The 16,439-nt window shown below is 70.1% G+C and carries 16 protein-coding genes; 6 read left to right on the top strand and 10 right to left on the bottom strand.

Annotated elements, in window-relative coordinates:
- Positions 1 to 107 precede the first annotated feature (107 nt).
- The 6 genes from FJK98_RS22180 to FJK98_RS22155 all read left to right on the top strand — a co-directional run bounded on the left by FJK98_RS22180 (position 108) and on the right by FJK98_RS22155 (position 5,674).
- Positions 108 to 1,157: a GlxA family transcriptional regulator gene (locus FJK98_RS22180; protein WP_240762259.1), complete on the top strand. Its 1,050-nt coding sequence runs from the start codon at positions 108 to 110 to the stop codon at positions 1,155 to 1,157.
- 335 nt (positions 1,158 to 1,492) lie between these two features.
- Entirely contained in the window at positions 1,493 to 2,347 is an 855-nt protein-coding gene (locus FJK98_RS22175; protein WP_205789137.1) for an ABC transporter substrate-binding protein, read from the top strand.
- A gap of 64 nt (positions 2,348 to 2,411) precedes the next feature.
- A complete protein-coding gene (locus FJK98_RS22170) occupies positions 2,412 to 3,404 on the top strand; it encodes an iron ABC transporter permease (protein WP_205789135.1) in 993 nt (330 codons plus the stop codon).
- Positions 3,401 to 4,189: an ABC transporter ATP-binding protein gene (locus FJK98_RS22165; protein WP_145920726.1), complete on the top strand. Its 789-nt coding sequence runs from the start codon at positions 3,401 to 3,403 to the stop codon at positions 4,187 to 4,189. The genes FJK98_RS22170 and FJK98_RS22165 overlap by 4 nt, the downstream gene beginning before the upstream one ends.
- Complete coding sequence (locus FJK98_RS22160; protein WP_145920725.1) at positions 4,186 to 5,043, top strand: AraC family transcriptional regulator; 858 nt, start codon at positions 4,186 to 4,188, stop codon at positions 5,041 to 5,043. The genes FJK98_RS22165 and FJK98_RS22160 overlap by 4 nt, the downstream gene beginning before the upstream one ends.
- Before the next feature lies 1 nt (position 5,044).
- Entirely contained in the window at positions 5,045 to 5,674 is a 630-nt protein-coding gene (locus FJK98_RS22155) for a DJ-1/PfpI family protein (RefSeq protein ID WP_145920724.1), read from the top strand.
- 331 nt (positions 5,675 to 6,005) lie between these two features.
- Here the strand turns inward: FJK98_RS22155 and FJK98_RS22150 are convergent, their stop codons facing one another.
- From FJK98_RS22150 to FJK98_RS22105, 10 genes are all read right to left on the bottom strand, one after another.
- On the bottom strand, positions 6,006 to 6,641 hold the full coding sequence (locus FJK98_RS22150) for a vitamin K epoxide reductase family protein (protein WP_145920723.1): 636 nt from the start codon (positions 6,639 to 6,641) through the stop codon (positions 6,006 to 6,008).
- Positions 6,638 to 7,408 (bottom strand): thioredoxin domain-containing protein, encoded by a 771-nt coding sequence (locus FJK98_RS22145; RefSeq protein ID WP_228543885.1) that lies wholly within the window; start codon positions 7,406 to 7,408, stop codon positions 6,638 to 6,640. Before FJK98_RS22145 ends, FJK98_RS22150 begins: the two co-directional genes overlap by 4 nt.
- 106 nt (positions 7,409 to 7,514) lie before the next feature.
- Positions 7,515 to 7,925 (bottom strand): hypothetical protein, encoded by a 411-nt coding sequence (locus FJK98_RS22140; protein ID WP_088643310.1) that lies wholly within the window; start codon positions 7,923 to 7,925, stop codon positions 7,515 to 7,517.
- A gap of 672 nt (positions 7,926 to 8,597) precedes the next feature.
- Entirely contained in the window at positions 8,598 to 10,070 is a 1,473-nt protein-coding gene (locus tag FJK98_RS22135; RefSeq protein ID WP_145920722.1) for a PepSY domain-containing protein, read from the bottom strand.
- A gap of 166 nt (positions 10,071 to 10,236) precedes the next feature.
- Positions 10,237 to 12,342: a cytochrome c oxidase assembly protein gene (locus FJK98_RS22130; RefSeq protein WP_240762257.1), complete on the bottom strand. Its 2,106-nt coding sequence runs from the start codon at positions 12,340 to 12,342 to the stop codon at positions 10,237 to 10,239.
- Between the two features lie 57 nt (positions 12,343 to 12,399).
- The gene (locus tag FJK98_RS22125) at positions 12,400 to 12,966 is read right to left on the bottom strand and encodes a copper resistance CopC family protein (RefSeq protein WP_145920721.1); all 567 of its coding nucleotides are present in this window, start codon (positions 12,964 to 12,966) and stop codon (positions 12,400 to 12,402) included.
- 22 nt (positions 12,967 to 12,988) lie between these two features.
- Complete coding sequence (locus tag FJK98_RS22120) at positions 12,989 to 14,203, bottom strand: Dyp-type peroxidase (RefSeq protein WP_088643313.1); 1,215 nt, start codon at positions 14,201 to 14,203, stop codon at positions 12,989 to 12,991.
- A gap of 23 nt (positions 14,204 to 14,226) precedes the next feature.
- On the bottom strand, positions 14,227 to 14,829 hold the full coding sequence (locus FJK98_RS22115; protein WP_145920720.1) for a copper chaperone PCu(A)C: 603 nt from the start codon (positions 14,827 to 14,829) through the stop codon (positions 14,227 to 14,229).
- 140 nt (positions 14,830 to 14,969) lie between these two features.
- Positions 14,970 to 15,722 carry a zf-HC2 domain-containing protein gene (locus FJK98_RS34860; protein ID WP_145920719.1) on the bottom strand — a complete coding sequence of 251 codons (753 nt, stop codon included), beginning with the start codon at positions 15,720 to 15,722 and terminating at the stop codon, positions 14,970 to 14,972.
- Positions 15,723 to 15,796: 74 nt separating this feature from the next.
- A complete protein-coding gene (locus FJK98_RS22105; protein WP_145920718.1) occupies positions 15,797 to 16,366 on the bottom strand; it encodes a sigma-70 family RNA polymerase sigma factor in 570 nt (189 codons plus the stop codon).
- Positions 16,367 to 16,439 lie beyond the last annotated feature (73 nt).

Here is a 16,439-nt window from a genome sequence, read left to right as displayed (position 1 = left end):
CCACGCTGCTGACGCTGGCGGGTCTGTGGGCGAGGGACCCGCTCCGCTGCTGGTGGAAGGTCGGAACAGGGAACTAAAGCCGTCCACGGCGCGACCAACCCGACGTGATGACTGACGTTTCCGACGCCGGGATCGCCGGGGTGCGCACCCGGATGGTGCTGGTCATCCTGTTCGACGGGGTGCAGCCGATCGACGTGGCCGGTCCGGTCGACGTGTTCACGTCGGCCGCCCGCTTCGTGGATGACGCGGACACCCCGCCGTACGTCATCCGCACCGCCTCTCTCGACGGTGGGGCGGTCCGGGCCGCCGGCGGTCTGTGCCTCGTCCCGGACGGCGACCTGGGCGGCGTCGAGGATCCGGACCTGCTGGTGGTGCCGGGCGGGCCGGGTGTGGGAGACGTCGACGACCGGCTCGTCGCCTGGCTCGCCGAGCGTGCTCCCGGCGTTCCGCGGGTGGTTTCGGTGTGCACCGGGGCCTACCTGCTGGCCAAGGCGGGTCTCCTGGACGGTCGCCGGGCCACCACCCACTGGGAGGCCTGCGGTTACCTGACGGAGATGTTTCCCCGGGTGGCGTTCGACCCGGACGCCATCTTCGTCCGGGACGGGACGATCTCCACGTCGGCGGGGGCGACAGCCGGGGTCGACCTGGCCATGGCGCTGGTCGAGGAGGACTTCGGTCGTGCGGTGGCTCTGGGCATCGCCCGGCTGCTGGTGTGCTACCTGCGCCGGCCGGGCAATCAGGCCCAGCTCAGCGTCCAGCTCTCGACCCAGATCGCCCGGACCGACCCGCTGCGCGAGGTGCAGTACTGGGCCGCCGCGAACCTGGCGGCCGACCTGTCCGTCCCGGCGATGGCGGAGCGCGCCGGGCTGTCTCCGCGGCAGTTCGCCCGGGCGTTCGGGGAACAGGTCGGGATGCCACCGGGCCGGTACGTGGACCTGATCCGGCTGGAGGCCGCGCGGCGCATGCTGACCGACACCACGGATGGTGTGCTCGGCATCGCTCACCGTTGCGGATATGGGTCGGCGGAGGCGATGCGCCGGGCGTTCCTGCGCGAACTCGACATTTCGCCGACCGAGTATCGCCGCGCGTCGGCGAAGGAGCCGGTGATCCCCGATGGATCTCCGCCGATGGCAGATTTGTTGGCCGGTACGTCATAGGCGTGAGCGCGGGTCGCTTCTAAGCTTCCTGACATATGGCGAAATGGATATCTTTGCGCCATCTTCAGCTTTCCGCACACGCTTCATGACAGAGATGTGAGCTCGACGTGACTCTCGTTCCAGACCGGATTGTCCGTTCCACGCTGGCCATCGGCCTCGTCGTCGCGCTCGGCGCCTGCTCGGGGACGACGGTGCCGGACGCTCCGGTCGCATCGGCCGACGCGTCGGTCGCCGTCGGTCCCCGAACCACGTATCCGCTGACGATCGACAACTGCGGCCGTGAGGTCACGTTCTCCCAGGCGCCCCGCCGGGTCGTGCTGCTCAACGGCGCGTCCGTGGCCGAGGTCGAGTCGATGATCGCGCTCGGTGTCGAGGGAACCATCGTGGCCAACAGCCAGAGCTACGGCGTCTCCGACGACCCGACGATGGTCGAACGGATCAAGGCCATCCCGACCGGCGGATTGAAGCTGAACAAGAACTTCGAGGTCCCCCGCGAGCAGGTGATCGCCCAGTCACCCGATCTGGTGATCTCGACGTGGGCGGGCGGGTTCGACGACAAGATCGGCTCGATCACCCGCGACGAGCTCGGTAAGGCCGGCATCAACAGTTTCGTGTCCCCGTCGAACTGCGCCAACGGTGCGACCTCGCCCCGACCGCAGGACACGGCCACGTATGCGAAGCGGTCGGTCGAGTCGTCGTACGAGCTGCTGAACCAGCTCGGGGTCATCTTCGACGTTCAAGGCAAGGCGGCGCAGGTCGTGCAGGAGTCGCGTGCGGCGCTGGCCGCCATCCCGTCGCCGACCGGGGCGCCCAAGCGGGTGCTGGCCGCCTATCCCAGTATGGGGTCGGCGATGGGTCTCAAGGTGCCTGCCGTGTTCGGCGGCGGCATCTTCGACGACATCATCACCCGGGCCGGCGGTGTCAACGCGTTCGGCGGCCTGACCGACCAGCAACTCACCGCACTCAACGTCGAGGCCCTCGCCGCGGCGAACGTAGAGGTGCTGGTGATCGGCCTGTACCAGCCGGACGACGACGCCAAGAAGTTCGCGGAGCAGTTGTTCGCGCAGTATCCGCAGTGGCCGGCGTCGAAGACCAAGACCTACACGTCGGTTTCCGACAGCTTCTACCTCGGACCGCTGAACGCGGTCGCGGTGAAGAAGATCAGCGATGCCGTCCACGCAGCGAACTGACCGCACCCGCCCGGAAGCGGCCCGTGCCCACCTCGTACCCGATGGCGCCGTTCCGCTGCTGATCGTGCTCCTGACCGTCGCGGTCGTGCTGGCCGCGGCGGTCGCGATCGCCGTCGGCACGGTACCGGTGCCGCTGGGCGACGTGGTCGCGGTGACCTGGGCGCACCTCACGCCGGGAGACACCGAGCGTAACCTGCTCTACGACCAGATCGTGTGGGACTTCCGCGTGCCCCGGGTGCTGCTGGCAGGGGTCGCCGGCGCGGGTCTCAGCATCGCCGGAGTCTGTCTGCAGGCATTGGTGCGCAACCCGCTGGCCGATCCCTACCTGCTCGGCATCTCAGGAGGCGCCTCCATCGGCGCCGCCCTGGCGCTGAGCTTCGTGCCCGCGGCGATCGCCGGACTGGGTGTCTCCGGCGCGGCCTTCCTCGGGGCGGTGGTCAGCGTCGCACTGGTCGTGGGGCTGGCACAGCGGGCCGGCCGGGTCGCGCCGGGCCGGCTGATCCTGGCCGGAGTGGCCGTCGCCTATCTGGGCAGTGCCGTCACCAGCTACATCCAACTGCAGGCCAACCCGGGCGAACTACGCGGCATCCTGTTCTGGGTGCTCGGCTCGGTCGCCGCCGCGTCCTGGCCGGACCTACCCGCACCCACCGCCGCCCTGCTGGTCTGCCTGCTCTGGCTGCTGGTTGACGGCCGCCGGTTGAACGCGCTGACGATGGGCGAGACGTCGGCGGCCGGGCTGGGGATCGACGTCAACCGGCTGCGTCTCGGACTGCTCGCGGTGGCATCGCTGCTGACCGCGACGATCGTCAGCGTCGCGGGTGGGATCGGCTTCGTCGGCCTGCTGGTGCCGCACGCGGTCCGGCTGCTGGTCGGCCCCGACCATCGCCGGGTGATCCCGGTGTCGCTGCTGCTGGGGGCGGTCTTCCTGATCCTCGTCGACCTGTTGTCGCGCACCCTGGACCGGCCGAACGAGATGCCGATCGGCATCTTCACCGCCGTGCTCGGCGCGCCCTTCTTCCTGTGGCTGCTGCGCAGCCAGTCCGGGGCGGTGCGATGAGGGTCGTGGCGACCGGCGTCTCGGTGACCATCGACGGCACGACCATCCTCGATGACGTCTCGTTCACCGCCGCCGACGGCCGGGTGACCGGACTGATCGGGCCGAACGGATCCGGCAAGAGCACACTGCTGCGCTGCCTGTACCGCATCATCCGGCCGCAGCAGGGCACCGTGCACATCGGCGATCACGACGTCTGGCAGGTCCCCGCCCGCCGGGCCGGCCAGTTACGGGCGGTGGTCGCCCAGGACCAGGAACTCGACAACGACTACACCGTCCGCGACATCGTCGCCATGGGGCGGATCCCGCACCAGCGACTGCTCGAACGGGAGAGCATCACCGACCGCACCATCGTCGACGAGGCGCTGGTCCGCGCCCGCATCGAGTGGGCCGAGGGGCGGCGTTTCGTCACGCTGTCCGGCGGCGAACGTCAGCGGGTCCTACTCGCCCGCGCGCTCGCCCAGAACACCCCGGTGCTGCTGCTCGACGAGCCGACCAACCACCTCGACATCGGCGCGCAACTGGAACTGCTCGAGTTGATCCGCGAACTCGGGCTCACCACCGTCGCCGCCCTGCACGACCTCGACCACGCGATGTCCTACTGCGACGCCGTCGTGCTGCTGCACCACGGCCGGGTCGTCGCGGCCGACGATCCCGTCACCGTGCTCACCCCGCAACGCCTGGCCGATGTCTTCGGCGTACGGGGAGCGACGACCACCCACCCACTCACCGGTCAGCCGCACCTGGTGTTCGCGGCGCCGTGTTCCGAACGGGAGATTTCCAGATGACCATGCAGAGCCCGCCCGGCGAGCCGGTTCCCGACGCCAGGCTCACCGCACCCCTCGAACCACCTGCGACCGGCACCATCACCGTGGCCGTCGTTCTCTCACCGCACGCGGAACTGGTCGACTTCGCCGGCCCGTGGGGCGTGTTCGAGTACGCCCGCCTCGACGACGGGCGTACCCCGTTCACGCTGACCACGGTGGCGGCTACGACGGACCCTGTCCCGATCTCCGGAGGCATGGTCGTCGTGCCCGGTCACGCCGTCGAAACAGTGCCGGCACCGGACATCGTGGTCGTCCCGGCCCTGGACACCGGCAAGCTCGCCCCCGAGGTGCTGGACTGGCTGCGGCGTGTCCATCAGAACACCGCAGTGACCATGTCGGTCTGCAACGGATCGTTCGTACTAGGCCAGGCGGGCCTCCTCGACGGCCGGACCGCAACGGCCCACCACAGCGCCTACCAGGCACTCCAGGCCATGTTTCCCGCCCTCACCGTCGTCGCCGGGGTCCGCTACGTCGAGGACGGCCGGCTCGCCACCGCCGGCGGGCTCACCTCGGGCACCGACCTGGCCCTGCGGATCGTCGAACGCTACTTCGGGCGCGCCGTCGCGCAGCGTACCGCCACCTACCTCGAATACCAGGGCACGGGCTGGATGCACCCCGACAGCAACGCCGAGTTCACCGAGCCTGCGGCGGTAAACCCGGAACAGCCGGTGTGTCCGGTATGTCAGATGCCGGTATCCCCCGACACCCCGATCACCCTCGAACTGGACGGACGTACCTGGCACTTCTGCGGCGACTGGTGCCGGGAGCAGTTCCGGGCGGCACCACAGCGCTTCGCCATCGCGGAGGGATCGTGACATGCAGGTCGCCATCGTCGTCTATCCCGGTTTCACGGCGCTCGACGTCCTCGGGCCGTACGAGGTTCTGGGTCGTCTGCCGGACACCGAGGTCGTGTTCGTCGCCGAGCGTCCGGGCTTGGTCGTGAACGACCTGGGCAGCCTGTCGGTCGACGCCGTCGCGACGTACGCCGACGTGTCCGAGCCGGACATCGTGCTGGTCGGCGGGGGAGCGGGCCAGCAGGACCAGATGGCCGACGACGGCCCGCTGATCGAGTGGTTGCGGGCCGTCGACCGGACCACCACATGGACGACGTCCGTCTGCACCGGCGCGTTCGTGCTGGCCGCCGCCGGACTGCTGACGGGCCGACGGGCGACGACCCACTGGGCCGGGCTCGACATGCTCACCGGCTTCGGGGTGACGCCCGTGAAGGACCGGGTGGTGATCGACGGCCACTACGTGACCGCGGCCGGCGTGTCCGCAGGCATCGACATGGCGCTGATCCTGGCCGGCCGGATCATGGGCGACGAGGCCGCACAGACCGTGCAGCTGATCATCGAGTACGCCCCGGAGCCGCCGTACCAGGCAGGTTCCGTGGACACCGCGCCACCGTCGGTAGTGGAGCGGGCCGGCCGCATGCTGTCGCCTTGACGGGTGCTCCGGTCCACCATGGACCGCCGAGTCTGCCGTCTGGTTCGGCGACACCCACCGCACCTTCACCCACGGCCAGGAACTTTCTCCTCCCGGCCGGCGACTGTTTGTACATCGACGGGTGTCGGGAGGTGCTCCTCATGAGGCGACGGGCAGTGCTGGCGGGTAGTGCGGCTGCGGGCGTGGGCACACTGATCGGCGCACAGCCGGCCGAGGCCACACGGGGTGGTGCCAAGGGTCCCCTGCGGGTTCGCATCGTCCTGGTCGACGGTCAACGTCAGGGGGCTGGGGAGGGTTCGGCACCCGGCTGATCACCGGCAGTTATACCCGCTCAAGTCAACAGGGTGCGCCAGTAGAACCAGAACTGCTCGCCGATGAGGGCGACGATGATGACGTACCAGACGGTGAGGACGACGGTGTGATACCGGAGGAGCACAGCCCCCCGGGAAGTGAACAACTGCTCGCGATGGACGTTGTGCAGGGTGACATACCAGAAGATCGCGATGGTGACGACCCACACCACCATGCAGTACGGACACAACGCGCCGATACGGTAGAGGCTCTGGAAGATCAGCCAGTGCACGAACCCGATACCGAACGTCGCGCCGAGTTGCAGGCCGAGCCAGAACCAGCGCGGTAGTCGGGCGCCGGCCAGGACCGCGACACCGATGGTGGTCACCGCGCTGAACCCGACGATACCGATCAGAGGGTTGGGGAAACCGAACGCGGCCGCCTGCGGCGTGGTCATCACCGAGCCGCAGGACAGGATCGGGTTGATGCTGCAACTGGGCCGATAGCTCGGATCGGTCAGAAGGTTGATCTTCTCGATGGTCAGGGTCAGCGCTGCGGCGCTACCGATCGCACCGCAGACGGCCAGCACCCAGCCGATGATGCGCGCCGCGAACGGCGCCGTCGGGTCCGCTGCGACGACCACCGGGCCGGGAGCGGTCGTGACCTGCCCGCTCATCCGGCGAGCGCTGCGTCGACGGCGGCCTTGAGCCCGGCGTACGTGGCCTGCCCGTCGAAGCGCTGGCCATTGATGAAGAACGACGGGGTGCTCTGGACCCCGGCGGCGGTCCCGTCGCTCTGGTCGTCACGGATACGGGCCGCGGTGCCCGGGTCGTCGCGGTCGGTGCGGAACTTCGCCAGGTCGAGGCCAAGCTGCTGGGCGTAGCCCTCGAAGACGACCGACTGGTCCTGCTGCTGCCCGCCCCACGTGGACTGGTTCTCGAACAGCTTGACGTACATCTGCTCGAACTTGTCCTGTCGCGCGGCGGCCTCGGCGGCGCGGGCGGCGTTCTGTGCATTGGCGTGCTGGGTCAGCGGGAAGTTCCGGACCACATAGGTGATCTTGCCAGCGTACTCCTGGCGGAGTCTCTCCACGCCAGGGAACGCCTGTCCGCAGGACGGGCACTCGAAATCGAGGAACTCGACGATGGTTACCTTGCCGTCCTCGGCGGCGGTGAGCCGGTGGCTGTCCGCCCTCACCACCCGGTCGCCAGCTGCCTGCCGAGCTTTGTCACTGCTGTTCTGGACGAAGACGAACAGCCCGGCGAGTCCGGCGAGCACGATCGCCAACAGCCCGAAAGTGATCTTGGTGTTGGTGCTCACACGTCGGGCGCGCATCGCCTTGGCAGCCTTGTCAGACGCCTTCCTGCTGCGCTCTGCTCCGGAACCGCCAGTCCTACCGCCGTCGGCGGTCGGCCTTGCGGGGCGGTTGCGCTTCTTGGACATCCGTGGACCTTCCACCCGAGGCTTCGTCGCACTGCCGCCTTCGGGCGGGTGCTGCCTCATTGGTCGTTCGAGACCCTGCTGGAGTTCCGGCTCGTGCGACGACCGGTCAGATCCGGATGGCCGTCGACAGAGTCGGGAGGGCGCCGGAGTCCGTGTCCAGCTCGAAGGACAGCCGCCAGACGTGACCGGGGGTAAGGGCCACGTGTCCGATCGCGGTTTGAGCGGTCAGCGCCAGAACCTCGACATCGGTCCGCAGCTCGGGAGCGGTGGCGTCCACAGCGGTGGCCGCCCAGCCGCGGATCTCGTCGGCGGGGCCGCCGTCGTTGGTCCAGCAGAGGTGCAGGAGGGGAGACGCGGTGTCGCGCTGCAACCACACGTGCAGAGTGTGGCCGTCCCCGCTGATCGCCACCGACTGACGCTTGGGACAGAACGCGCGGTCACGGGCTGCCTGCGCGGTGACCGGTGGCACCGTCACCGCGGCGATCAGCGTCAGTGCGAGGGCGGACACCGCGAGCACGGCTGGCCATCGCTGGTGCCGCTGCGGCCCGCTGAGCGCCTCGTGACGCCCACGGGCACGAGGCGCGCAGCTGAGGACATGACCGAGATCCTGAGTCTTCCCCGTGGTGTAGCCGGCCGTCCGGTGACTCAGCCGCAGACCCGGGCCATGTCGCCGCCCGTGACCGCGTACCGCCCTGGTCGCCGTGATCGCTGGTGCGGTCACCTGCCGTCGACGAGTCGTCGGGTGTCGAGGGTCGGGGAAGCAGCGGGCCGGGCCGGTTGCGGCGTGGTCAGGCTCCGCGCACTGGCCAGGCGACGATGGCACCTCGGTTTCCACGGAGGTGTCTCCGGATAGATCAGGAACACGTCGCCCGGCCGTCAGGAGCAGGCAGACCGTCACGGCCAGACCCACCGCCAGGATGTGTACGCCCGTCATCCGGTACCCCCCCCGCCACGCCCCGGTACGGCATGCGCCGCCCGCTGGTGGGGTAGTCGCACCGCCGACCCCGCTGGTTCCCGACACCCGGTACGCACCCACCGGTCTCGCCGCCCTGACCAGAGGCGACGTCCGGCGAACTGATCACGGCAACGGGGGTGACCAGCCGGCATCGGATTGGGCGTGCTGCTGGCCCACCAGACGCGGGGTTCGGCCGCCCGTTCGGCGGACGAACGGCCGAACCCTGTCAGTGCGTCAGCTGCCGGCTGGCGCGGGGGAGGTGGGGACCACGGCTGGACGGCGTCGTCGCGACACCGCGCCCACGACGACGTCGATGACGAGGAACGCGAGCAGGGTGATCCCGAACAGGGGCAGCGCCCAACCGATCGCCACGGTCACCGGTACGCCGATGAGCAGGACCCACAGCGGCATGCCGCGGACACCGCCACGGGGCGGCGGGGTGCCGGCGAGGGCGCGTCGGTCGGCGCGGGTGGGTCGACGTTGCCACCACATGCGGTAGCCCCAGACGATGACGCAGAGCAGCCCGAGCGCCAGCGCCGCGAGCAGGATCTGGTTGACCGGGCCGAACAGGAGACCCATGTGGGCCTGGATACCGAGACCACTGAGTTGCGCCAGCAGCGGCCAGTCGGCGAAGTCGCTGCGGGCGGTGACCTGACCGCCGGCCGGGTCGACGGCGACGCGGTCCTTGGCGACGGGCCAGGTGTTGTCGACCTGCGTGACCGTCCAGGCCGAGCCCGCCTCGGCAGCCGGGGCGATCTCGACCGGGCCGTCCAGGCCGGCCGTACGGGCGGCCGCCACCACCCGATCGAAAGCAGCCGACTCGACCACTCCGCCTGCACCGCTGGCCTCGTGGTGGCCGCCGCCGGTCTCGGCCGGCTCGTCCGGGACGGTGGTGAGGCTGGTCGAGATCTCCGGGGCGCGGGCGCTGAGCGCGTCGAGGCCTGCACCGAAGTTCGCCCCGGCATAGCGGGACCAGGTGAGCCCGGTGGCCGAGAGGAACAGCAGGCCGACGGTGAGCCAGATGCCTGTGGTGGCGTGCCAGCCCCGGGTGCGGCGGACACCCTTGCCGGCGGACAGGTCCGGTACGAGCAGGTGCCGGGCGGTGGCCCGGGAGGCGCTGCGTCGACGCCACCACAGGATCACCCCGCCGAGCGCGAGGACCCACAGCCAGCTCGCGGCCAGCTCGGAGTAGTGCCGGCCCACCACGCCCAGGTGCAGGTTGCGGTGCAGGTCGTCCAGCCAGGTGGTGGCCGGGGTCGAGCCGAACCAGGTGGTCAGCTGGCCCTGGACCTGCGCGGTGTACGGGTCGACGTAGACGGTGTGCTGCTTGTCGCCGAGCTCTGGCAGGGCGAACGTCACCCGGGTGGTCCGGTCACCCTCGCCGGGCTGCACGGTGGTGATGCTGCCCTCCGGGTGGGCGTTGCGGGCGGCACCGACCTGGTCGGCCAGCGGCAGCGGACGGTCACCCACCTCAGCGACGGTCAGTTGGTCGCTGTAGAGGATGCTGTCCAGTTGCGGGGTGGTGGTGTAGGCCAGCCCCGTCAGGGCGGCGACCACCAGGAACGGGGCGACGAGGATACCGGCGTAGAAGTGCAGCCGTAGCAGCAGCGCACCGAACGGTGACGTTCGTCGGGCCGGTCGGGCAGGTGTTTCGGTGGCTGTGGCGGGTTCCGGCGTCGACCCGCCGGACAATTCGGTGAGAGACATGTTCTTCCGATCGGCATTGGCGAGAAGCACCCCCGCCAGGGGGTGCCTCTCCTGCTGGCATGGTCGCCCGGTGGTTCATTGCGTTGCTCCGGCTTGGTGAGGTAGTCGGAACGCAAGCCCTCAAGGTTCCCGAGAATCTCTCGGACGGCACCAGGCCGCAGCGTTGTCAGTGCTGGTCGGACCCGGTCGCGCGCCGCGCGCCACTGTCGGCCTGTCCGGACGCGGCGAGGAACGCGTTGTAGCGGGCGAGGTCGTCCTCCTCGCCGGTTGCGTCCGCCCGGTCGGCCGCCCGGTCGAGGCGGGCCTGCTCGCGCACATCGGCGCGGATCCACTGACGAACAAGAATAATCATGACGACGACGGCAGGTAGCTCGCCGAAGGCCCAGGCGATGCCGGCGCCGAGGTTCTGGTCGGCCAGCAGCGACGACGCCCAGGCGGGGTGGACGGCGATGTACCAGTCGGGGGCGATGACGGTGGTGGTCTGCATGAGGACCAGGCCGAAGAAGCCGTGGGCCATCATCGACGCGAGGTGGATGATCACCAGCAGGGGATGGGGGAGCCGTCGACGACCGGGGTCGACACCGATGAGCACCCAGAACAGCAGGTAGCCGGCGACCACGAAGTGGGTGAGCATCGCCAGGTGACCGAGGTGGGAGCGCATCAGCACGCCGAGCAGGTCGCTGAAGTACAGACCGAACAGGCTGCCGGTGTAGATGCCGAGCGCGACGAGTGGGTGGGTGAGCAGCTTGGTGACGCGGCTGTGCACGGCGATCAGCAGCCACTCCCGGGCGCCGCGTACCTGTGGGTCGGCCGGTCGGCGCAGGGCACGCAGGGCGAGGGTGACCGGTGCGCCGCCGACCAGCAGGATCGGCACCAGCATCGACAGCACCATGTGTTGGGCCATGTGTGCGCTGAACAGCACGTACGCGTAGCGGGCCACACCGAGGTTGGTCGTCGCGGCGAGCAACAGCAACCCGCCCACCCAACTCGCCGTCCGGGCGAGAGGCCACCGGTGCCCGGCGACGTGCATCCGGCGTACCCCGGCCAGGTACCCGCCGACGCCGACAGCGCAGAGGGTCAGGAAGAACATGTCCGGCAGCGGCTGCCCGAGCAGGTTGCCCGCCGTGGGTGCCGCAGGCATCGGGAAGCCGAGCAACTCGGTGATCGGGTCGGCGTCGATGCCGGACACCGGGACGGGGGTGGGGCTGCGCGACAGTGCCACGGCAAGGCCCACGGTGGCGGCGAACACGATCAGTTCACCGGCGGCCAGTCGGGTGAACGCCCATCGACTGCCGGCGCGCAACGCCGGCAGGGTACGGCAGCGGTGTGCCGCGCCGAGCACGCCGAGGATCAGCAGGGCGGCGACCTTGCCGAGGACCAGCCAGCCGTAGCGGGACTGCCAGAGCTGGTCGACCGTGCCGAGGCGGACAGCGGCGTTGGCCAGCCCGCTCACCGTCACGGCGACGATGCAGCCCAGGGCCAGGCGGCTGTACCGGGCAGCGGCCTCGGCCAGCATTCGGCTGCGCCGCACCATCAGCAGGGCGACGAGTCCACCGATCCACACCGCGGCGGCGAGGATGTGCAGGGCCAGGCTGGTGACCGCGATCTGGTGGTTACCGGCTCCGGCGGCGTGGCCGGTGAAAGCCGGAGGTAGCACCGCGATCAGGGCCAGGATCGTGACCGTCGCGGCGAGCCCTCGGGACACCCCGGCGCGGGCCAGCAGCGCCACGGTCAGGGCCAGCCCCGCCTGCAGCATGAGGGACTGGCCCTGCGAGATCATGGTGGCGAAACTGACGACCGTCGCGGGCTTGAGCGTTTCCAGCGGCTGGCCGAGCAGGTCTGAGACCGTCAGCACCATCAGCGACAGCGCCGCCACCGCCCAGCCGAGCGCGGTGAGGCTCGCTCGCCGTAGCAGCAGGTAGCCGTGGGGCGAGACGGTGCGCCCGTCGCCGGGCAGCAGGAATGCGGAGGTCACCAGCATGCCGACGGTGACGGTGGCGAGGCCGTCACCGAGGAGCCGGACCACCGGTAGCGCCCAGGTCGTGGCTGGTCCCGCATCGGGTAGGCCTGGAATCACGGCGGCGAGGGCACCCCCGACCCGCAGGCCCGACAGCAGCACAGCGATCCCCGAGGCGCAGGCGGTGACAACAAGGAACCAGTCGTAGGCCGTCGATGCGGTGGACCGGAACCGGCTGGCGGATGTCGCCGCCGGCACCGGGATGGTGGTACCGGAGCCGTCGGCGGCGACCTGCCGGGAATCTGTGTCGGACACGTGGTGACCTTGACCTGTGAAGTGGTGATGGGACGCGACCGCAGGAGAACGGTCTGGTCAACGACGGTTCGCTCGCCGTCGGAGGAGCAGCCCACCAACGACCACCACGACGACGGCGGCCAGCGCGCCGCCGGCGACGAGGACGCCGGTGCCCGGCCCATCGTCGCCCTGCACCGACGCCGCCGCGGACGGCGCGTCGGTGGTCGTAACGACGATCGGCGCGGCGCTGGAGTTGGGGTCGGCCACCGTGAACGGGTACGACCCCTGGACCGGGTGGCCGTCGGTGGAGACGACCCGGTAGGCGACGGTGTAGGTGCCGTTGGGCAGCGCCCCGGTCACCTGGACCGATCCCTTCGCGCCACCGACGACCGGATCGCCCGTGGGTACCTTCCGTTTGGCGGCGTCGGTGAGCACGATGGTGGTGAACGTCGGGTCCAGCCGTTCGACGAACTCGAGCACGATCTCGGTGGGTGCGCTGGATAGCGTCGACTCCTGGGCCGGTGCCGCCGAGCGCAGCGTGTTGTGTGCCCACGCCGGGCTGACCGGAATGAGCAGCGCCACGACGGCGGCGAGCACCGCCGCGCCGAGTCGAACGGCGGTGGGGCGGGACGACGGTGCGGTCATGACGAAACTCCGGTGGACGTGATCATCCGAGTACCTGCTCGCCGATCCATCCTCCCGGTTGACAACCGGGAGGGACGGCGAAGACGGCGGACCCGATCGGGGTGGTCCACTCGTTGAGTAGATCCCGATCGGCCAACCGGCGCTGGATGGGCAGGAACTGACGGGTGATGTCGGCCTGGTAGGACGCGAAGATCAGGCCGCTGTCCGCGTGACCCTCCGCCGTCGGCGCACCGTCGTAGTTGTAGGGCCGGCGCAGGATCTTGTACCGGTCGTCGGTGACGTGTGCGCGGGTCATGTGGGAGAAGTCGGGGATGACGGTGAGGCCGTCCGGGCCGGTGGCGGCGAAGTCGGGTTCGTCGTGCTCGGCGGTTCCGGTCAGCGGTGCGCCGGTGGCGAGCCGTCGGCCCACGGCGAGTTCGCGGTCGGTGCGGCCGAGCAGGTCCCAGGTCTCCAGGTTCATGCTGATTCGTCTCAGTACCAGGGTGGTGCTGTCGCGTAGCCATGCCGGTCCGTCGGCCACGAAGACGGCCGTGTCCATCGCAACCCCCGGCTGGGGATTGGCGGTGCCGTCGAGTTGACCGAACAGGTTGCGCTGTGTGTGGCCGCCCGGCTCGACGCCGGGGCTACGCCGGAAGCCCTGTTGCACCCATCGCACGGTCGCGAACGGCCTGCTGTCCTTGATCAGGACCCGTTGGGCATGGGCCACGCTGATCGCGTCGTCGGCGCAGATCTGCAGCAGCAGATCACCACCGGACCAGGCCGGCTGAAGCCGGTCGATGCGGAACGACGGAAGGTCGGCGACCGACGCCGGCCGGCGATCGTCGACGCCGCCCGCCCGGTAGAGGCCCGGCCCGAAGCCGAAGGTCACGGTCAACCGTGCGGGCAACAGCCCGAGTTCGGCCTCGGTGTCAGCCAGAGCGGGTCGGCCCTGGGTGAGCCGGGCCGCGTCGTCGGTCAGTAGCCGCAGCCATCGACCCAGCGCGGCCCGGTCCGTGCCGGCCCGCAGTGTCAACGCCACGAACGACCCGTGCGCCTGCGGTTCGGTGGCGATCCCGGCCTGCCGAACGCCGTAGAACGGCTCGACCAGTCCGCCGACACTCGCCACCGGCGTCGTGCCGGCGGCGTCCACCGACGGGGGGCCGGTCTGCCCTGCGCGGGTCGCGACAACGGCGGCCCCACCGGCCAGTACCCCGCCGGCGGCCAGCGCGCCGCCGGTGAGCAGGCCACGCCTGCTCACCGGGTGGACGGGTGGTGTCTGCGTCACGATGCTGGGGTCATGGTCATCCCCGGCGTGGCGCTCATGCCGGGCATCGGCTCGCCGTGCCCCGGGGCATAGGTCTCCTGCGCGCCGGTGAACGGCTTGGCGACCGCGGTGAACTGCTGGGTCTTGCCGTCGGAGAAGGTGAGCGTGAAGGTCAACTCGTCGCCGGCCTGGACGGGCTTGGTGATATCCATCAGCATCAGGTGGTCACCGCCGGGCTCCAACGCGTGGGTGCTCTTGGCCTTGATCACGATGCCGCCCTGCTTCTGCTGCATGACCATCTTGCCGTCTTTCATGGCCATCTCGTGCAACTCCATCGCGGAGATGGAGGTCGTGGCGCTGGTCAGAGTCACATCGGTGTCGCCGTCGTTGACCAGGGTCCCGAAGGCCGCGGTCATCCCCTTGTCGGCTGCCTTCACCCACGGATCGCGAATCGTGACCACACCCGCGGCGGCGCTGGCCGACGCGGACGGGCTCGGCTGCGCGGTCGACGACGAGTCGGACGAGGCGCATCCGCCGGCACCGACTGCGACGAGCGCAGCTGCGGTGGCGAGGACAAAGGCCGAGCGTCGGCGCGATCCGAAAGGGCTGGTGGTGCGCATGAATTCTGCCTCCGATGGTTGCTTGCTGCTTCGTTGGTCGGTCGTCGCAGCGTGAAAGTTCCGGGCTGGCGGGTAATGGCCGTCACGTGGTCACGGCTGGCGCGGCGAACGGCTGGCGCAGTGGTGGGTGTTCTCGCCGTTCAGGCCGCTGACCGGTCGCTGATCCGTGCCGTGCCCGGGTGGGGCGGTGCCAGTCGCAGCCTCGGCCGAGTGGCCTGTGGTTCGTCACCTGCCGCGGAGCGCCCGGCGGGGCGGGCGGTCCGGCTGTGCGTCGGAGGCTCGTCACGGTGCCGCCTGGTCTGCGACAACGCGACGACGATCACGTACCCGGCGAGCAGGAAACCGTGGCTGACCAGTCGGGAGGGTTCCACCCGGCCGGTCATCAGGTCATTGACCGAGAGCAGCATGAGCGTGCCGACGAAGGCACTCAGGGTCGGCACCAGCCCGGTGGAGGATGTACGCCGGGCTGCCACGAAGAGGAACCCGGCGCCGACGGCGATGTTCCAGGCGGCAGCCTCGTGCCACAGGTGCCCGGAGCCGAGGGCGCCGAGGGCGTCGTGGGCGTGTGGGGCGGTCGGGCCACGGCCGATCTGCGCCAGGCCCAGCACCAGCTGAACAGCACCGATGAGAGCAAGCCCTGCTCGCAGGGGGAGCACGAGACGGTCCCGCAGGCGTCGAGGCGCGGGGGGTGCGACCACGACGACGTGGGTGAGAACGGGTCCGGGCGCGGTAAGCGTCAGGCGGGTCCGCCGGGTCACGGCAGCGGCCCGGTCGTACCATCGCCGGCAGGTCGCGCACCCGTCGAGGTGAACGTCGACCCCGGCCTGCTCAGCAAAGGTTGCCTCGCCGTCCAACTGCGCTGACAGGATCTCCCGCCACTGCTCACACCCCATGCACCGGTAGTCGGTTGACAGGGTGTCCTGGTTCCCGGGTTGACCGGGGATGTTGCGTCCTCGGTCGGTCGCCTTCAGCTGGCCGCGCTGCCGCGCTGCCGCCGCGCCGGCCAAGAGCTCGCGTCGACTGCGGCAACCAGGTCCTCTCGAGCCCGTGCCACCCGGGAACGGATGGTGCCGACAGGGCACCCGCACACCTCGGCGGTCTCGGCGTAGGACAGGCCGAGGATCTGGGTCGCCACGAACGCTTCGCGTCGGTCCGGCGCCAACGAGCACAGGAGATCGTTGAGCACGACCGCACCATCGAAGGCGCTGCCGCCAGCGTCGGGGACATCGTGCCGGTCTGACAGTTGCGTGGTACGCGGCCGTCTCGTCGCCGCGCGTACGTGGTCGACCGCTACCTTCCGGGCGATCCCGAGCAGCCATGTCCTGGCCGACGAGCGCGCGGCGAATGACGGCAACGAGCGCATCGCTCGCAGATACGTCTCCTGGGTCAGGTCGTCGGCCTCGGACGGGCTGATCAGGTGGGCGACGAACCGCCATATGTACTGCTGGGTCGCCCGAATGAACCGGGTGGCCGAGTCTTGGTCGCCCCGGCCGGCCGCGAGAGCCCAGGCGGTGATCTCCGCGTCGTCGTCGGTCACCTGGTACCTCCGTGTCCGGTTTTGCCCGGGCGTCCTGAACCACCACGAACCGATCGACGTCGACGACGGGTTC

This window comes from Micromonospora sp. HM134, assembly GCF_007833915.1.
GTDB classification, from domain to species: Bacteria; Actinomycetota; Actinomycetes; order Mycobacteriales; family Micromonosporaceae; genus Micromonospora; species Micromonospora wenchangensis.
The sequence above is the reverse complement of the archived record's forward strand: the minus strand, read 5'-3'. Positions and strand labels throughout refer to the sequence as shown.

Coding starts and splice junctions, on each gene's coding strand:
- FJK98_RS22115 (WP_145920720.1), bottom strand. CDS start 14,829: ATGCGCACCACCAGCCCTTTCGGATCGCGCCGACGCTCGGCCTTTGTC.
- FJK98_RS22155 (WP_145920724.1), top strand. CDS start 5,045: ATGCAGGTCGCCATCGTCGTCTATCCCGGTTTCACGGCGCTCGACGTC.
- FJK98_RS22135 (WP_145920722.1), bottom strand. CDS start 10,070: ATGTCTCTCACCGAATTGTCCGGCGGGTCGACGCCGGAACCCGCCACA.
- FJK98_RS22165 (WP_145920726.1), top strand. CDS start 3,401: ATGAGGGTCGTGGCGACCGGCGTCTCGGTGACCATCGACGGCACGACC.
- FJK98_RS22145 (WP_228543885.1), bottom strand. CDS start 7,408: ATGTCCAAGAAGCGCAACCGCCCCGCAAGGCCGACCGCCGACGGCGGT.
- FJK98_RS34860 (WP_145920719.1), bottom strand. CDS start 15,722: ATGGGGTGTGAGCAGTGGCGGGAGATCCTGTCAGCGCAGTTGGACGGC.
- FJK98_RS22160 (WP_145920725.1), top strand. CDS start 4,186: ATGACCATGCAGAGCCCGCCCGGCGAGCCGGTTCCCGACGCCAGGCTC.
- FJK98_RS22150 (WP_145920723.1), bottom strand. CDS start 6,641: ATGAGCGGGCAGGTCACGACCGCTCCCGGCCCGGTGGTCGTCGCAGCG.
- FJK98_RS22125 (WP_145920721.1), bottom strand. CDS start 12,966: ATGACCGCACCGTCGTCCCGCCCCACCGCCGTTCGACTCGGCGCGGCG.
- FJK98_RS22180 (WP_240762259.1), top strand. CDS start 108: ATGACTGACGTTTCCGACGCCGGGATCGCCGGGGTGCGCACCCGGATG.